At 65.2% G+C, this 17127-nt stretch carries 14 protein-coding genes, 1 tRNA gene and 1 other RNA gene; 10 read left to right on the top strand and 6 right to left on the bottom strand.

Annotation, left to right across the window (positions count from 1 at the left end; genetic code table 11):
- Positions 1–36: 36 nt before the first annotated feature.
- Positions 37–3528 (bottom strand): proline dehydrogenase family protein, encoded by a 3492-nt coding sequence (locus tag AC1DJW_RS22910; protein ID WP_476902592.1) that lies wholly within the window; start codon positions 3526–3528, stop codon positions 37–39.
- Between the two features lie 123 nt (positions 3529–3651).
- Between AC1DJW_RS22910 and AC1DJW_RS22915 the strand changes: the two genes are divergently transcribed.
- Positions 3652–4551: a LysR substrate-binding domain-containing protein gene (locus AC1DJW_RS22915; RefSeq protein ID WP_284754573.1), complete on the top strand. Its 900-nt coding sequence runs from the start codon at positions 3652–3654 to the stop codon at positions 4549–4551.
- 201 nt (positions 4552–4752) lie between these two features.
- Here the strand turns inward: AC1DJW_RS22915 and AC1DJW_RS22920 are convergent.
- Positions 4753–4837: transfer RNA gene (locus AC1DJW_RS22920), tRNA-Ser, on the bottom strand.
- A gap of 310 nt (positions 4838–5147) precedes the next feature.
- Here AC1DJW_RS22920 and AC1DJW_RS22925 point away from each other — a divergent pair.
- The 4 genes from AC1DJW_RS22925 (at position 5148) to recR (ending at position 9753) form a co-directional block, all read left to right on the top strand.
- Complete coding sequence (locus AC1DJW_RS22925) at positions 5148–5471, top strand: YqfO family protein (protein WP_459342930.1); 324 nt, start codon at positions 5148–5150, stop codon at positions 5469–5471.
- A gap of 84 nt (positions 5472–5555) precedes the next feature.
- Positions 5556–5652: signal recognition particle sRNA small type (gene ffs, locus AC1DJW_RS22930), an RNA gene on the top strand.
- Positions 5653–5685: 33 nt separating this feature from the next.
- A complete protein-coding gene (locus AC1DJW_RS22935) occupies positions 5686–8994 on the top strand; it encodes a DNA polymerase III subunit gamma and tau (RefSeq protein ID WP_476902593.1) in 3309 nt (1102 codons plus the stop codon).
- A 159-nt stretch (positions 8995–9153) separates the two neighbouring features.
- A complete protein-coding gene (gene recR, locus AC1DJW_RS22940; RefSeq protein WP_284754578.1) occupies positions 9154–9753 on the top strand; it encodes a recombination mediator RecR in 600 nt (199 codons plus the stop codon).
- 36 nt (positions 9754–9789) lie between these two features.
- On the opposite strand, the gene AC1DJW_RS22945 is transcribed toward recR, so the two are convergent.
- Entirely contained in the window at positions 9790–10983 is a 1194-nt protein-coding gene (locus tag AC1DJW_RS22945) for an ABC transporter permease (protein ID WP_459342928.1), read from the bottom strand.
- Positions 10980–11936 (bottom strand): ABC transporter ATP-binding protein, encoded by a 957-nt coding sequence (locus AC1DJW_RS22950; protein ID WP_476902594.1) that lies wholly within the window; start codon positions 11934–11936, stop codon positions 10980–10982. The genes AC1DJW_RS22945 and AC1DJW_RS22950 overlap by 4 nt, the downstream gene beginning before the upstream one ends.
- 252 nt (positions 11937–12188) lie before the next feature.
- Here AC1DJW_RS22950 and AC1DJW_RS22955 point away from each other — a divergent pair, with 252 nt between their 5' ends.
- A complete protein-coding gene (locus AC1DJW_RS22955) occupies positions 12189–13535 on the top strand; it encodes an aspartate kinase (protein WP_284754584.1) in 1347 nt (448 codons plus the stop codon).
- Positions 13536–13688: 153 nt separating this feature from the next.
- Here the strand turns inward: AC1DJW_RS22955 and AC1DJW_RS22960 are convergent, their stop codons facing one another.
- Both AC1DJW_RS22960 and AC1DJW_RS22965 read right to left on the bottom strand, forming a co-directional pair.
- Entirely contained in the window at positions 13689–13868 is a 180-nt protein-coding gene (locus AC1DJW_RS22960) for a hypothetical protein (protein ID WP_284754587.1), read from the bottom strand.
- A gap of 224 nt (positions 13869–14092) precedes the next feature.
- Positions 14093–14302, bottom strand: coding sequence for a hypothetical protein (locus tag AC1DJW_RS22965; protein WP_284754589.1), 210 nt, complete (start codon positions 14300–14302; stop codon positions 14093–14095).
- Positions 14303–14426: 124 nt separating this feature from the next.
- On the opposite strand from AC1DJW_RS22965, the gene AC1DJW_RS22970 reads away from it, so the two are divergent.
- From AC1DJW_RS22970 to AC1DJW_RS22985, 4 genes are read left to right on the top strand one after another with little or no spacing between them, the layout of a single operon-like run.
- Positions 14427–14921 (top strand): MarR family winged helix-turn-helix transcriptional regulator, encoded by a 495-nt coding sequence (locus tag AC1DJW_RS22970; protein WP_476902595.1) that lies wholly within the window; start codon positions 14427–14429, stop codon positions 14919–14921.
- A gap of 25 nt (positions 14922–14946) precedes the next feature.
- Positions 14947–15501 carry an SSI family serine proteinase inhibitor gene (locus AC1DJW_RS22975; RefSeq protein WP_476902596.1) on the top strand — a complete coding sequence of 185 codons (555 nt, stop codon included), beginning with the start codon at positions 14947–14949 and terminating at the stop codon, positions 15499–15501.
- Between the two features lie 34 nt (positions 15502–15535).
- On the top strand, positions 15536–16441 hold the full coding sequence (locus AC1DJW_RS22980) for a 3-methyladenine DNA glycosylase (RefSeq protein ID WP_459342932.1): 906 nt from the start codon (positions 15536–15538) through the stop codon (positions 16439–16441).
- Positions 16438–16809 (top strand): serine protease inhibitor, encoded by a 372-nt coding sequence (locus AC1DJW_RS22985; protein ID WP_284754595.1) that lies wholly within the window; start codon positions 16438–16440, stop codon positions 16807–16809. Before AC1DJW_RS22980 ends, AC1DJW_RS22985 begins: the two co-directional genes overlap by 4 nt.
- Positions 16810–17127: the final 318 nt, after the last annotated feature.

The raw sequence follows: 17127 nt of genomic DNA on the forward strand, positions 1-17127 counted from the left end.
CTTGTGGCCGTCCCTCCGGGCTTCTTTGACGAATCGCTAGATCAGCGCGTCCGACAGGTGGTTCGGAGTGCCGAAGCGGTGTGCCGTGATGCTGATGGCCTGTTCGTGCAGGAACGGCAGCATCTCGATGCGTCCGGCCGGGGTCACCGTGCCGTGGTAGATCGCGACGTCGGGGCGGCCGCCGGTGGCGGCGCTCAGGGCGCTGCTGTCCCCGCCGATCAGGCGGATGCGGCCACCGTTGATGCCTGCCGCGGAAGCCAGCCATTCGGCGTCGTTCTGGATGCGGGTGCTCACGCCGAGCCCCGCGAACGCTGCGATGACAGCTTCGGGAAGCTCGACGGCGGAGGATACCGTGAGTGCCGAACCCGCCACTGCACCGGCCGCTACGACGCGAAGCAAGTCCACGAGCTTCCCGCCCTCGGACAGGCGGATGGTCACGGGGATGGCCCGGTACCGGAAGACGTTGCGCTCGGCGCTCAGGCCGGAGACGTCCTTGCGGGTGCCGAATTCCGTGGCCCACGCCGCGGCGTCGCTGAAGAGCGCCTTCTGCAGGGCCTCCGCGTCGCTGGCTTCGACAAGCGAGCCTGCGGCCTTGGCTGCGGCCAGGATCGAAGCGGCCGCACCCTTGAGCGTGGCACCGCGCTTGGCGGCCGGCTCCGCGGGGAGCCAGCTGCCCAGTCCCACCAGGTAGTTGGGTCCGCCGGCCTTGGTGCCCGCGCCCACGGCGGACTTCTTCCAACCGCCGAACGGCTGCCGCTGGACGATTGCACCCGTGATGCCGCGGTTCACGTAGAGGTTGCCGGCCTGGATCGTGTCCAACCAGACGCCCATTTCATCGGAATCGAGCGAGTGCAGCCCGGCGGTGAGGCCGTATTCGATCTCGTTCTGGATGGCGATGGCTTCTTCCAAGGTGGACGCCGTCATGACGCCGAGGACCGGGCCGAAGAACTCGGTCAGGTGGAAGTAGGAGCCACGCTTGACGCCGAAGCGGATGCCCGGGGACCACAAGCGGCCGGTCTCGTCGAGCTTCTCGGGCTTCACGGCCCAGGTCTCGCCGTCGCCGAGGGTTGTCAGCGCGTTGAGGAGCTTTCCGTTAGCCGGCTCGATGATCGGACCCATCTGGGTTGTGGCCTGCTCCGGGTAGCCCACCTTGAGCGAGCGGGCGGCGTCAATCAGCTGGTTGTGGAAGCGCTCGGACGTGGCAACGGAACCCACCAGGATCACCAGCGAAGCGGCGGAGCACTTCTGTCCCGCGTGCCCGAATGCCGAGTACACGACGTCCTTGGCGGCGAGATCGAGGTCCGCGTGCGGGGTGACGATGATGGCGTTCTTGCCCGAGGTCTCCGCGAGCAGCGGGAGGTCCTGCCGGAAGGAGCGGAAGAGCTCAGCGGTCTCGTAGCCGCCGGTGAGGATCACGCGGTCAACGCTGGGGTGCGAGACCAGCTGGGTGCCGAGCTCGCGTTCTTCGAGTTGCACGAGCGCCAGCACTTCGCGCGGCACACCGGCCTCCCACAGCGCGTCCACCATGACGGAACCGGAGCGGCGCGCCTGCTTTGCGGGTTTGATCACGACGGCGGATCCCGCCGCGAGTGCCGCCAGCGTGGAGCCGGCGGGAATCGCCACAGGGAAGTTCCACGGCGGGGTCACGACGGTGAGCTTCGCTGGGACGAACGTGGCGCCGTCGACCGTTTCCAGGTCCTTGGCCCGCTCGGCGTAGTAGTGCGCGAAGTCGATTGCTTCGCTGACTTCGGGGTCGCCCTGTTCGATCGTCTTGCCGGTCTCGGAGGCCATGACCTCGAGGAGCTCGGCGCGGCGGGATTCCAGGATGTCGCCTGCGCGGTGCAGGATGGCTGCGCGCTCGGCAGCCGGCATGACTCCCCAGGCTTTGCCGTGTTCCACGGCGGTGGCAATAATGCGGTCCAGTTCCTGGGAATCGCTGACCTTGCTGGCTTCAACAATCGCGTTTCCGGCGGTGGAGCCGGGAATACGGTCCAGGATGGCGCGGCCCCAGGCACGGTTGGCGGGCAAGGCAGGATCGGTGTCCGGAGTGTTGGCAAAGCCCTCTTTGCCCGCCGAGACCGCGGGCTTATTGCGGTCCTGGGTCCGGTTGGGGGCCGGAATAGTGTCGTCCAACTCAGCGAGGGAGGCGAGGAAACGCTGCTTCTCGCGTTCGAACAGGGTTCTGCTTTCTGGGGAGTTCCCCCCAAGCTCGAACACGGCGGACATGAAGTTGTCCTGGCTTGCGCCTTCTTCGAGGCGGCGGATCAGGTAAGCGATGGCGACGTCGAACTCGCCCGGGTGCACTACCGGTGTGTACAACAGGAGGCTGCCGACGTCCTTGCGGACGGCCGTGGCCTGGCCCGTCGCCATGCCGAGCAGCATCTCGAACTCAATGCCCGCCGTAACGCCGCGCTCCTTGGCCAGCAGCCACGCGAAGGCCACGTCGAAGAGGTTGTGGCCGGCGACGCCGATCCGGACCGCATCGATGTGTTCGGGGGTGAGCGCGTAGTTCAGGACGCGCTTGTAGTTGGTGTCCGAATCCTGCTTGGTGCCCCACGTAGCGAGCGGCCAGCCCTGGATGGACGCCTGGACCTGTTCCATAGGCAGGTTGGCGCCCTTGACGACGCGCACCTTGATGGGAGCGCCGCCGTTTGCCCGGCGGGCCGCAGCCCATTCCTGCAGTTCCTGCATGGCCGAGAGCGCGTCCGGGAGATAGGCCTGCAGCACGATGCCGGCCTCGAGGTTCTTGAATTCGGGCTTGTCCAGTATCCGGGTGAACACGGCCATGGTCAGGCTGAGGTCCTTGTATTCCTCCATGTCCAGGTTGATGAACTTGGGCTTGGGGAACGATGCGGCCAGCTCGTAGAGCGGGGTGAGCTTCTCCACCACGTGGGCCACGGCTTCGTCGAAGGCCCACAGCGAGTGCGGGGCCACTGTGGAGGACTCCTTGATGGAGACGTAGTCGACGTCGTCACGGGCCAGGAGCTTGAGGGTCCCCTCGAGCCTGCGGCTGGCTTCGCGTTCGCCCAGGACGGCCTCGCCCAGCAGGTTCACGTTCAGGTGGACGCCGTTCTGCTTGATCTTGGCGATGGCCGGGCCAAGCTTGGCATCGGTGGCGTCCACGATCAGGTGGCCCACCATGTCGCGGAGGACTTTGCGTGCGATCGGGATGACCACCTGCGGCAGGACCGGAGCCATCACGCCGCCGGTGCGCACAGCAGCGCGCATGTACCAGGGCAGGAAGGCCGGGACCTTGGGGGCCAGCTTGGCCAGGTTGCGGCCGGCGACGGACAGGTCCTCGGGGCGGATGACGCCGTCGACGAATCCCACGGTGAAGTCCAGGCCGTTCGGGTCCTTGAGTACGCCGGCGAGGCGCTGTGCGGAAAGGTCAACGGGCACCTTCGAGGCTTCGGTGAGCCAGTGTCGAACCAGTTGGATGGCTTCGTGGGCCAACTCCTGGAGGTGTCCGGATTCCGGGGTGGATTGTGTCCTGGCGTCGATGCTCGAATCCCGGGTTGGTGTGCTCATGCGCTTCGCTCCTTTGGTGCGGAGAGTCCTTTGTTTCCATCAGTATGGATCTACAATCAGATTAGGAAAAGCGATCTTTTCTGAAGAATATTCATTAGATTTCTCGACCCTTCTGGAGGGCCAATGCTGGACGTCCGCAGGCTGCGCTTGCTGCACGAATTGAAAATCCGCGGAACCCTCGCAGAAGTGGCGGACGCGATGAAGTACAGCCCGTCCTCTGTGTCCCAGCAATTGACTTTGCTGGAGAAGGAAGCCGGCGTGAAACTGCTGAGAAAATCCGGCCGACGAGTGCAACTGACGCCGCAGGCCGAGATCCTCGTGGAGCACGCGGCAGCGGTGCTGGCCACCCTCGAGCGGGCAGAGACGGACCTCGCGGCGTCTCTCTCCACGGTGACCGGCACGGTCCGGCTGGCCGTGTTCCAAACCGCCGCCCTGGCCCTCATGCCGGACTTCCTCACCATCATGAAGAGCGAGTATCCCGAAGTACGCGTCGAAATGATCCAACGCGAGCCGGAGACTGCGCTCTACGAAACGTGGGCCCGCGACTTCGACATCGTGGTAGCCGAGCAGTACCCAGGGCACGCGGCACCGCATCATCCCGGCCTGGACCGGGCCACCCTGACCAGCGACGCCATCAGGCTCGCCACTCCCCCGATTGGCCTTGGCGGCGAATCGATTTCCTCGCTCGCGGACACGGCTGCGCTGCCGTGGGTCATGGAACCGCATGGCGCAGCGTCCCGGCACTGGGCGGAGCAAGCATGCCGCTCCGCCGGCTTCGAGCCCGACGTCCGCTACGAAACTGCCGATCTCCAAGCGCAAATCCGGCTTATCGAGTCCGGCAATGCCGTGGCCCTCATGCCGGACCTCGTCTGGACAGGGCGGACCACGCCGGTCCAACTGCTGGACCTCCCCGGGCTCCCCAAGCGGACAGTCTTCACGTCGACCCGCACCGCCGGCCGGATCCACCCTGCAATCCTGGCGTGCCGGGAAGTGCTGGAACGGGTGGCTGCGGAACGGATGTAGGGCTTTGGGTGGGGATTGGCTCGCGCCGTCGCAGCCAACCCGGCGCTTGTTTCTCATCCGACAGGGAACAGGAGCCGGTCCTGGAAGCAATCGCCGGTTTCAGCAACGCAGCTTGAGAGGAATCCGAGGCCTGCCAGCGAGCCCGGTTTTAGGGGCCCGGGGAACGCAAAAAGGCCCCGGTCCAAAGACCGGGGCCAAACGCGGAGAATGGGGGATTTGAACCCCCGAGGGCGTTAACCCAACACGCGTTCCAGGCGTGCGCCATAGGCCGCTAGGCGAATTCTCCATGCTTCTGAATCAAAAGCAGACTCCACTGTACCCGAGAATTTCGGCATCGCCCAATCGGGACATTCATGGTGTCGAGTGGGCCCTCCGTGCGCTTAAACGTAAAAATGGACGCCCCCAATGCGTCCATTCCTCCGGCACTCCGTTGAGCTGCTGGGTCCAGCCCCTGAAACCAGGCCCTGCAGCTCACAATCTTGAGATTGCCCCAATCGGTGTACATACCCATAGTCCGCTGCGTTCAACGGTTTGGCAATGGAGATTAGAAACCATCCTTTGACCTGTTTTTGGGCGGCCACTGGGAGGATGGTGCCATGAGCCAACTGCACGCCCTCGTTGTCTACGTCCCGGCATCCCACATTGAGAACGTGCTGGCAGCGATTGGCGATGCCGGGGCCGGCAGAATCGGCGACTATTCGCATTGCTCCTTCACCACTCCGGGCACTGGACGCTTCACTCCAATGCCCGGAGCACAGCCGTTCATCGGAGCCGTGGGGCAAGGCGAAGCAGTGCCGGAAATCCGGGTCGAGTGCGTAGTTGAAGCGGACATGCTCGACTCCGTAGTGCAAGCCCTGCGCTCGGCCCACCCGTACGAGGAGCCGGCGTTCATGACGTGGCCCGTGAACGGCTGGCGCTAACCCACTGGACATGTCCATTTTCTGGCTCTTACAGGGGACATGTCCGCGAATTCGGAGGGCTCGATAACTTCGGGTAAGCTTGTCGACGGCCCCTCATGTGGCGTCATCCTGTTGAACTCCCCCAGGACCGGAAGGTAGCAAGGGTAGATGGGCTCTGGCGGGTGCATGAGGGGTCTCTTATTTAAATGTCAGTCCCTATAGGTAGGTTTCCCCTGTGACTGTTACTACTGCTCTTTACCGCAGATATCGCCCCGATTCTTTCGCGGACGTTATCGGGCAGGAACACGTCACCGAGCCGCTCATGACGGCCCTGCGCAAAAACCGGGTCAACCATGCCTACCTCTTCTCGGGCCCCCGCGGCTGCGGAAAAACCACGTCCGCCCGCATCCTCGCCCGCTGCCTCAATTGCGCCGAAGGCCCCACGGACACTCCCTGCGGCAAATGCAACAGCTGCGTCGAACTGGCCCGCGGCGGCTCCGGATCCCTCGATGTCATCGAGATCGACGCCGCCAGCCACGGTGGTGTGGACGACGCCCGGGATCTCCGCGAACGCGCCACCTTCGCCCCTGTGCGGGACCGCTACAAGATCTTCATCATTGACGAAGCCCACATGGTCACCTCTGCAGGCTTCAACGCGCTGCTGAAGATCGTCGAAGAGCCGCCGGAACACATCAAATTCATCTTCGCCACCACGGAGCCGGACAAGGTCATCGGCACCATCCGTTCCCGCACGCACCACTACCCCTTCCGGCTGGTGCCGCCCGAGCCCCTGATGCAGTACCTCGAGCTTCTCTGCCAACAGGAGAACGTGCCCGTAGCTCCCGGCGTGCTCTCCCTCGTCATCCGGGCCGGCGGCGGCTCAGTGCGGGATTCCCTCTCCGTACTGGACCAGCTCATGGCCGGCGCCGGACCCAACGGCCTGGACTATGAACTCGCCGTCGCGCTGCTTGGATACACCCACGCTTCACTGCTCGACGACGTCGTCGAGGCAATCGCTGCGTCCGATTCCGCCACCGTTTTCCGTGCCGTGGACCGTGTCATCCAAACCGGGCACGATCCCCGCCGCTTCGTCGAGGATCTACTGGAGCGGTTCCGCGACCTCATCATCGTCCAGGCCATGCCGGAAAGCGCGCAAGCCATCCTCCGCGGCATGCCGGCGGACCAGATCGCCCGCATGCGTAGCCAGGCCAACAACCTCGGTGCCGCTGAGCTTTCCCGCGCCGCCGATGTCACCAACACCGCACTCACTGAAATGACCGGCGCCACATCGCCCCGGCTGCATCTCGAACTGCTCTGCGCCCGGATCCTGCTGCCCAGTTCCGAGCAGACCGAACGTGGCATCGCGGCCCGGATCGACCGCGTCGAACGCCGCCTCAACTACGGCGGAGCGCTTCCTCCCGCGGAAGCCCACACGGCGCCGGCTGCTATTGCGGCTCCTTCAACGGCCACCGCGCCAACTGCCCGCCCAGCGGATCAACCAGTGGAGCTCCCGACGGCGGCAGCCAGCCCCGTTCCCACCTCACCAGTGCTCGACTCACCTGTGTCCAGAGCAACTGCGTCTGGTCCAGCGGAGGTTGCTGAGGCTCCGGCTCCTGTCCATCCGCCTGTTTCCGGGGGATCGCCCAGGGAACAACTGACGCCGCCCCGGGTATCCACTACCGACTGGCCCGTGGACGAATCCAGGCAGCAGGCCAGCCGCCCCGCGCCCGAACCAGCTGCCCAAGCTCCGGCTCATCCAGCGGCAGAACATGACCGACCCCAGCCGGGTGTGGCACCAGCTCAAGCGCCCGCGCCAACTCAAACGCCCGCCCCAGCCCCAGCCCCAGCTTCGGCGTCAGCGCCTGCAGAACCGTCGGCGCCCGCACAACAGCCAGCCCCCGCACAGGCCCCGCGGCCCGCTACGGGTGGGGCCGATGTCGAGGTCATCCGGAGAGCTTGGCCCGATATCCTCCAGACGCTGACCAAGATCAAGCGCAGCAGTTGGGCCTTGGTCGGAGCGAACGCGCAGGTTGCACAGTTCGACGGCCAACTTCTGACTCTTGCATTCAGCACTGATGGGCTTGCGAGCGCCTTCAGCCGCGCAGACCATGCCGAGAACCTTCGCCAGGCCATCCACAAGACAATCGGCATCGACTGCCAGATCACTTCGGTCGTTGGCGGCAACAGCTCAGGTAGCTCTGAACCAAACCCAAAAGCGCCGGCTGACCCGGCGCCCCCTGTAGGGGGTGGCGCCTCCCCGACTGTGTCGTCCGCCGTGGATAGCGCATGGGGACTTGCCCCTGCAGCACAAAGCCCTGCCGCCCCGGAAGCAGACAAGGCGTCCGCGACACCTGTGGCGCCGGCAGCGTCAGGGCAGGTTCCGCTTGCGCCTGGCGAGGCGTCCGAACGGACACTCGGGTACCAAGCGGCCCAGGCCTCCGAGGCCCCTCCGACCCAAGCCGTTTCCATTGCGCATGGTCCTGCCTCGCAGGTTCCAGAGGCCCCGGCCTCGGCAGCTGCCCCGGTGACGTCCGCCGCAGCAGCTGAGAAGTCCGCAACGGCACCGACAGACCCGGCCGCGGACTTCTCGTATTCGGACGATGATTGGGGTCCCCCGCGGGACGAGGACGCTCCCCCGCTGGACGAAGAACCGCCAATGGATTGGGAGCCGTCGGCTCCTTCGGGCTTCACTGCCATTCCCACGGCCGGCCCCGCAGCCGTAGCCCAGGCAGCCCCGGCAGTCGGCCCATCGGCCGCCGCTTCGCCACGCGGTGCTTCCGCGCCGAACAGCTCAGTCTCGGCCGCCTCCGCCCCCGCGAGCAAGCGCCCCACCCAAGCATCTCCCGAGAAAGCATCTTCGGAAAAAGCCTCGGAAGATCCGTGGTCCAGGGCTGTCGAGCACGCGCCGGGCTCGTGGGTTGTCGGCACGGAGTCCAACGTTGGTTCCGCGGCTTCGGGCACGTCCGCCGACCCCGGCGGTCAGGCCACTTCATCCGGGCCGGCGACGCCGAGTCCCGTCTATGAACCTGCCGCCGCGCAGATTCCAAACCAACCGCAGGCTTCAGCACCTGCGCAGGCAGCGGCCACCGCGCCCGCCGCCGATTGGTCAACGACGTGGTCGGCGCCCCAGCCCACTGCCTCCAGTCCCGCACCGCCAGCGGGCGCAACCCCAGCAGCCGCACCGCCAGCCGGCACGCCGCCGGCCACAACGACGCCGCCCGGAGGCGAAACCGCGCGTCCGGCCGTTGCACTCGCGCAAGCCACTCCGTCTGCCCCTGCCTCAGCCTCTGCCTCAGAGTCGGCGCCTCCGGGGACCGGGAAACAGAGCCTGTACCAGCGGCTTTCGAACAGCCCCGAAGCCATGGCTGGGCGCGAGAAAGCACCGGCACGGGCCGCCGTCGCTCCCGGCACCGTGGTGGAAGACATCCCGAGTGCCGACGACGAAACCATCGAGGAGTCGGGAGTCTTTGGACGGGCCGCCGTCGAGCGTATTCTGGGCGGAAAGCTACTGGAAGAACGGTCGCTGGACAGCATGCGCCGCTAACAAGCGGACGACGTAACCACACCCTGCGCGGGCCCGCACGGTGTCGGCCGGGGAACCCCATGGAACCCTGCGAGAGCCCGCCGGCGCACAAAAAGGTGCCACCAAACCGCGACGCGTGCCGAACAGCGACGGCGTCCACACCGAACGAACGAGGACATTGTGTACGAAGGCGCAGTACAAGAGCTGATCGACGAGCTCGGCCGGCTGCCCGGCGTCGGGCCGAAGTCGGCGCAGCGCCTGGCCTTCCACATCCTTGAGGCCGATCCCGAGGACATGAAGCGGCTCGTCGCGGCCATCACCACAGTCAAGGAACGGGTGAAGTTCTGCACTGTCTGCGGCAATGTCACCGAGCAGGAGCTGTGCAACATCTGCCGCGATCCGCGACGCGACCCCTCCGTGATCTGTGTGGTCGAAGAATCCAAGGATGTCCTGGCTGTGGAACGCACACGGTCCTTCCGCGGCCGTTACCACGTCCTGGGTGGGGCCATCAATCCGATCGCTGGCATCGGGCCCGACCAGCTCCGTATCCGCGAGCTCCTGACCCGGCTCAACGACGGCGCCATCCAGGAAATCATCATTGCAACCGACCCCAACCTTGAAGGCGAAGCGACGGCCACCTACCTGGCCCGCATGCTGAAGTCGATCGGCATCACCGTCACCAGGCTTGCTTCCGGCCTCCCCGTGGGTGGAGATCTGGAGTACGCGGACGAAGTTACCCTGGGACGGGCCTTCGAGGGTCGCCGCAACGCCCTCATGTAGGCGGCGCGCTGAAAGCCCACCGGCGAGCCACCCGGCTTACGCGATCCGCGTCCCGCTGGCCAGCCGGCTCGCGGGCGTCCGCAGCGAACGCCAGCCAAGCCACATGAGCAGAGCTGTCAGGACCAGTTGCAGGCCTAGTCCCAGCGGCCACAAGGGCGTCGTCTGCTTGAGGTATTGCGGCTGCGGCACGCCGTTGGCGCAAAGGTAGGTGCGTTCCGGGCCAGCGAGCGCGGACCTGGCTCCCTGGCTGATGCCCTCGATCATGCCGACCGAGTAGAACCCTGTCCCGTTCCGGTCCGGATACGGAATGGCGTCAGCCACCACCACGTAGGGATTCAACGCGAGCATCCACGCCACGCGGTCGGTCCGGATGGCCTGGTGCTCCACCAAGGGGCCCTCGCAGGTGTATCCCGGCTGCGCCGGTTCAAGCGGCTGCCCCTGCTGATTCGGCTGCACCGGCGCATACAAAACGCCACGGCCAACGGGAGAGTTGGCCAACACCGTCCCTTGGGCCAATTGCGATCCCAGTCCGAAGGAAATCAGCGATCCGACCACCAGCGCGGCGACTGCCAAGTAGGTCACCACGATCGAGAACAAGGGCCGCCCAGCAAGCGCCGAAATCCCCACTCCGATCCCGCAAACAACGGCCAGTTCCACCGCCAACATCAGCAAGGAAACCACGACGTGCCCCGGGGTCAGCCCGCCTTGGAACATTCCGAAGACAAGGAAGGGGGCACTTGTCGCCAGGAAGGCGAGCGCCGCGAGCCATCCCGCGCAGAACTTGCCCCAGAGAATCTGGCCCGGGGTCAGCAAGGTGATTTGCAGGATGGCGAGTGTGCCTCCGGCCCGGTCCCCGTTGATTGCATTGGCGGACAGCGCGGGCGCAACAAGCAGCGCAAAGAGGAGCACAAAGGCCAGCACGACCTCGAAGATCATGGACCCCGCCCCGTCCTGCGGCGAGAGCGCCGACGGCGGCATCGTGGACCGCCGTGCTTCCATGCTGGCATTCCAGGCGAGCCAGGTCAGCCACGTCACTACGGCGATCACAAAGAACCAGATGCCCAACATGATGTACCAGCCGCGGGAGCGCAGCCGTTGTTTCATCTCAAGGACCACGACGTCGCGTATCCCGCCAAGATAGCCGACGACGGCGTTCCCGCCTCCCGTAGCTCCCTGCGGTCCCGCTGGAGGTCCCGCTGAAACAGGCACGGTTCCAGTCACGTCGCTCATCGTTTCTCCGTATCCAGGTTCATGTACGTCTCTTCCAAGGCACCGGCTGCGGGGGCGAAGGAAACCACGCCGATGCCGGACCGGACGAGTTCGCCCAAGAGGGCGGCAGCGCCGTCGTCGTGCGTCAACAGCAAGGTGACCGACGGGCGGCGGCCGGCTTCCACACGGTATTCCAGCCCTAGTTCGCTGAGCTTTGCTGTGAGGGCCTCGTTGTCGAGGGCTGTGATCGCGTAGCGCCGGCCCTGCAGGGCCGCCTCCTCGAGGGTCTGCTGTTTCACGGTCCGGCCTTGACTGACGAACACCGCTCCGTCCGCGATTTCATCGAGTTCACTGAGCACGTGCGAGGAAACCACCACGGCTTTCCCCTCCCCGGCCAGGCGTCTCAGCAGGTTCCGGAGCTCCACCCGGGATCCCGGGTCGAGGCCGGATGCAGGCTCGTCGAGCAGGAGCACGGAAGGGTCGTGGATGAGGGAACGGGCCAGGCTGAGCCTCTGTTGCTGGCCCCTGGAGAGGACCCGGGCCGGCTGGTCGGCAAGGGTGTCCAGGCGGACAAGTTCGAGCAAGCCGGCAACACGATGGGCAATGCCGCCCTTGGGCAGGCGGTAGAAGCGTGCCATCTGGACCAGGATTTCGCGCGCGGTCAAGGACTCCCACACTCCCAGGGTGTCCGGCATCCAGCCAATCCGAAGCCGCGCCGCGGCGCTGTCATGGACGGGGTCCAAGCCGTTGATCCTGATGGTTCCTGAGTCGGGCCGCAGAAGCGAGGCAAGCATGAGGAGGAGCGTCGTTTTGCCCGCACCGTTCGGCCCAATGAGCGCCGTGACTTTCCCGGCCGGCGCGGCGAAATCGATGTGCTCGACTGCGTGGACCGTGCCGAAGCGGCGTGAGACGCCTTCCGCGGATACGCCGAGGGCGCCACTGCCCGGCACGCTTGAACTTTCAGCTATGGACATGCTCTACTCACCTGTTTCCCCCAAACAGAACAAGTACGCTTCAATCCCGTGAGCCCACATGCCCCCAGGCTGCGTATTTCTTGATCGTACGCCTAGCCGAAACCACCAAGCGTGCACCCAATGGCCGAGATTTGGTCACAATTCCCCCGGCTGCCGCGCCCGGCGATAAACTGGCCACATAAGCCACGTAGCCGTGCCGTTACCTGGCCACGCAACGTATGATCCCCAATTTGATGCAGTGAGGGTGCGCGCATGAGTTTGCCCACTACCGATGTGAAAACCGAAGACCTGAGCGCGCAGACTGCCAAGACCAAGCAGCTGATCGTGCAGAAGTTCGGTGGCTCCTCGGTGTCCGATGCAGAAGGCATCAAGCGTGTTGCCCGCCGCGTGGTTGACGCACAAAAGGCCGGCAATGAGGTTGTCGTGGTGGTATCCGCCATGGGAGACACCACGGACGAACTCCTGGATCTCGCCGCTCAAGTCACCGATTCTGCTCCCGCGCGTGAGATGGACATGCTCCTCTCCGCAGGCGAGCGCATCTCCATGGCCCTGCTCGCCATGGCCATCAACAAGTTCGGCGCCTCCGCCCAGTCGTTCACCGGCTCGCAGGCCGGCATGATCACGGACGGCATTCACGGCAAGGCGCGCATCATCGACGTCGACCCCCACCGCATCCGCACGGCATTGGACAAGGGACACATCGCTATCGTCGCCGGTTTCCAGGGCATGACCCGGAGCACCCGGGAGATCACTACCCTTGGCCGCGGCGGATCGGATACCACTGCGGTGGCACTCGCCGCCGCGCTCGAAGCGGACGTCTGCGAAATCTACACGGACGTCGACGGCATCTACACGGCGGACCCGCGCGTGGTCTCCACGGCCACGAAGATCGACCGTATCTCCAGTGAGGAAATGTTGGAACTGGCAGCTTCCGGCGCCAAGATCCTGCACTTGCGTTGCGTGGAATACGCTCGCCGATTCGGCGTGCCACTGCACGTCCGGTCCTCATTCAGCCAGAACGAAGGCACCTGGGTCCTGCCCAGCGCCGATGACAAGATCACGATTCAAGAGGGAGTTGCCTTGGAGCAGCCAATCATCTCCGGTGTTGCACACGACCGTTCAGAAGCCAAGGTCACCGTGGTCGGCGTCCCGGACATCCCCGGCAAGGCCGCCGCGATTTTCCAGGTCATCGCCAAGGCACACTCGAACATCGACATGATCGTTCAGAACGTGTCCACCCACGGAACCGGCCGCACGGACATTTCCTTCACCCTGCCCATCGTTGAAGGTGCCGATGCCCTCACCGCCCTCCGTGCCGCACAGCCCGAAATCGGCTTCGAAAGCATCGAATACAACGAGAACGTCGGCAAGCTTTCGCTGATCGGCGCCGGCATGCGTTCGCACCCGGGCGTCTCCGCCACCTTCTTCAAGGCGCTCTCCGACGCGGGCATCAACATCAACATGATTTCCACCTCGGAGATCCGCATCTCCGTGGTCACGCACGCCGATCTCCTGGATGACGCCGTGCGCGCCATCCACAAGGCGTTCGAGCTCGACGGCGAATCCGAAGCAACCGTCTATGGCGGCACCGGCCGCTAGCGGACCCCCAGCCGAACCTCGCCGTCGGCACCCGTTGTCGGACGCCGCCGTCGGGCACCCGCCGTCGGGATCTGAAGTACTTGAACGTGAAAGAACCGGAGCTCAAGCTCCGGTTCTTTTGCTTTCCCGCGGCTTTTGGAGCCGCAAGCGGCTTCAGGCGCTTTCCTTGCGGACTCCGTAGTGGTGCCCCTGGTCGTCTGTTTCGACGACGAAATGCCCCAGGTCTTCTTCCGACGCCGTCTCGAAGTCGTCATGCTTGTGGACTACGGGCGCATCAATGTCGCCCCGTGTCGCCGGGCCGAACCAGAAACGCAGTCGATCGGTTACCCTCATGAAGCTATCGAGTGCATGTCCCACAATTCCCACCTCCTTCCCCGCTGCGAGGTCCAGCCGTGCGGTTGGAGCTGAGTGGTTCCAGTGAGGCCAATTTTACGCCCGGAAGCCGTAAAAGGCCCGGGTTGGCGTCCATCGACGAAGGCCGGGAGGCGGGCCCACACCGGCGAGGGCCCCTGCCTGGGGGCCGGTGGCGACTTGCGAAGGCCGGGAGCCGGTGGGGATTAGCGAAGGGACTTGTCGTCCGGGTTCTTGGGGACCACGTAGGTGCTGCCGTCCGGCCTGCGGATCGTTTCCCATTGCTGTGCTTCGGCCTGCCGCCGCACGAGGAGGCGCTTGTTCTCCTCGGTCATTTCATGATCCAGGGAACTGCTGTGTGCCGGCCCGAAAATGATCCGAAGCTTGCCAGTTGCACGCATGAATCTCTGGGTCATGGTCTCTTTGGCCACCGGGTCTACCCTCTCTCAAAAGGATGTTGTGGTTTAAGAGTACACTAACAATTAGTGTACTAACTATCGACCGGGACATTCCGGTCACCGACACGGAACGGAGCAAGCCATGGCTGCCGCAAGCACACCCGTTGCCTACAAAACCACCGCGCCTCCTGAAGACGACCTCCTACTTGAGCGCCAATTGTGCTTCGCCCTGACCGTGGCGTCGCGGAGCGTGGTGGGCGTCTACAAGCCCGTGCTTGAAAAGATGGGGCTGACCCACCCCCAGTACCTCGTGATGCTCGCCCTCTGGGAACGCAGCCCGCGCACCCTCAAGGACATCAGCGAAGCTCTCCTACACGAGCCAGCCACCCTTTCACCCATCCTGCGCCGGCTCGAAGAAGCAGGATACGTTACTCGCAACCGCATCCACGGAAACGAACGGGCCCTCGCCATCACCCTGACCGAAGCCGGCGCCGCCCTCAGGCAGCAGGCAACGGCTGTGCCGGGAACCATCATGGAGCGACTCCACCTCACGCGGGCCGAAGTAGCGGAACTGCACCGGGCAATGACCGGGCTCATCGCGGCCACCCAACTCCCGGGGGCGGCCGCCGGGCGATAAACTGGCAGGAATCAAGGAGATCCCCATGCGTTTGCGAATAGTCCGGTACGTTCTGGCTGTCCTCGCCGTCGCCGGGCTCGCCGCCTGCACGCCGGGCACTGGAGGCGGCACGCCCAGCAGCTCGTCCCCGGGCAGCAGCGCGTCGTCCAGCCCCAGCGGACTCCTGCCGGACGAGACGGAATCTCCCAGCGGCAAACCGACTCCTTCGCTCTCCCCCGCGCCCAGCTCCCCCGGCCTCGGAGAAGCCGAGCTTTCCATCATCGTCAAGCTCTCCCCCACGGCAACCCCTGAAAGCTACACCCTCGTCTGCACCGGCGGCGTCCCCTCCGCGGAAAGCCATCACCCCACCGCGGCCGCAGCGTGCGCCGCCCTGAAAAAGAACCCCGCCCTCCTCACACGCACGCCGCGCCCCAGCGACCAAGTCTGCGAGCAGCGTTACGGCGGACCCCAGACGGCAATAGTCACCGGGGCCGTCGATGGCGTGGGAGTCGAGTCCTCCTACAAACTCACTGACGGCTGCGAGATTTCCGCATGGGCCGCCGTCGCCGACATCCTTGGTTCAAGCGGTGCCGGAGCTTAAGTACAAGAACCTCCCGCAAGAGAAATGGCTTGCGATGGAGGCTGCCCACCACGCCCGGGTCGAGCGCTACGCCAAGCCGTACTTGGCCCGGCGCTCCGCAGGCCAGAAGCATCCCGTGGAAGACTTCCTCTTCACCTACTACACCCAGAAGCCCGGCCAGCTGTTGCGCTGGCACCCGGGCGACGGCGTCGTCCTCTCCGGTCCGAAAGCCGCGGAGCGGGCCGGGTGGAAGTATTACCGAGTGCTCGACGACGGCGCGCTGGCTGCCGCCGGGTTGCCCGCCGGTACCGTTGCGGTCACCTTCGATCGCAGCCGGTTTGTGGCCGACCGCACTGAGGCCATCCGCTTCGCCGGCATCATCCTCGCGGGAACCGTTGCCCGGCCCGCCCAGTTTGGTTGCTTCGGACTGCACGAGTGGGCCATGGTCTACCGACAGGACAAGTTCGATCTTCGCCATGAGTACCTCAAGCTGCGTCTCGGTTCCGAAGGCACAGACACCGTTGTGGAAGACAACCGGATCCGTTGCTCGCATTTCGACGCCTTCCGCTTCTACACGCCCGACGCCACCCCGCTCAACGAACTCACTCCGACGCGGGACAACCAGCGCACCATGGAGCAACCCGGCTGCCTGCACGCCAACATGGACCTCTACAAATGGGCGTACAAACTGACCCCCGCCCTGCCGAGCGAGCTGGTGATGGACTGCTTCGAACTGTCCTGGCGGATCCGGGCCATGGACATGCAGGCCTCGCCCTACGATCTTGAGGAGTGGGGATACCCGGCCATCAGGATCGAGACACCGCAAGGCAAGGCCGAGTACGTTGAGTATCAGCGGGCATTCGCCGCCGAGGCCCAAGCGCTCCGTGCGCGGGTCCTCGAGGAGGTGCAGCCGCTTCTGGAACTCCTAGGACAAACACCGGCCCACGAAGGACAGCGATGACTTCAAGCACAGGAAAGTACGACGTCGAACTCACCATCACGCTGACGGAGGCGCCAGGCGCCGTGGAATATGAGTTCGTCCTGCTCGGCTCGGGCGGCGAAGTCTCCGAAGGCTCGACCCTTCCGGACCCCCGCGCGGCGCTTGCCGCCGTCGAGCAATTCGGCGAAGAGATTTTCTTCCCGGTTCCCCGGCCGGACCGGATTTGCACCCAGCAATACGGCGGCCCGCAGGTGGCCATGGTCACGGGCCGGTTCCGCGGGCGCGAGGTCAGCAGCCGCTTCAGCCGGACAGACGGCTGCGAGATCGCCCGTTGGCGAACCATGTCAGCCCTCCTCGGCGGCGTGGCAGGTTCCACGGGAAACATCTAACCCGACGCTCGCTCACAAACAACCGCCCCCGGTCCAACGCTCGCTCACAAACAACCGCCCCCGGCCCAACGCTCGCTCACAAACAACCGCCCCCGGCCCAACGCTCGCTCAGATCATCTGAGCGAGGGTTCCACCGTTTTGGCTCATAGGTGAGCGAGCGTCCGCCAAACGGTATCTATCAAGCTGTTTGTGACAGCGGGGTGGTTTGTTTGTTGTTGATCCCGGCGGTGGGGGGTGCTCCCGGCGCGGTGGGTTTGTTGCGGTATCGGTGGGGGTTGCGGGCGTAGCAGGTGTCGAGTGTTGCTTGCCGTTGCCTGC

This window comes from Arthrobacter sp. 05L417 (assembly GCF_056397865.1).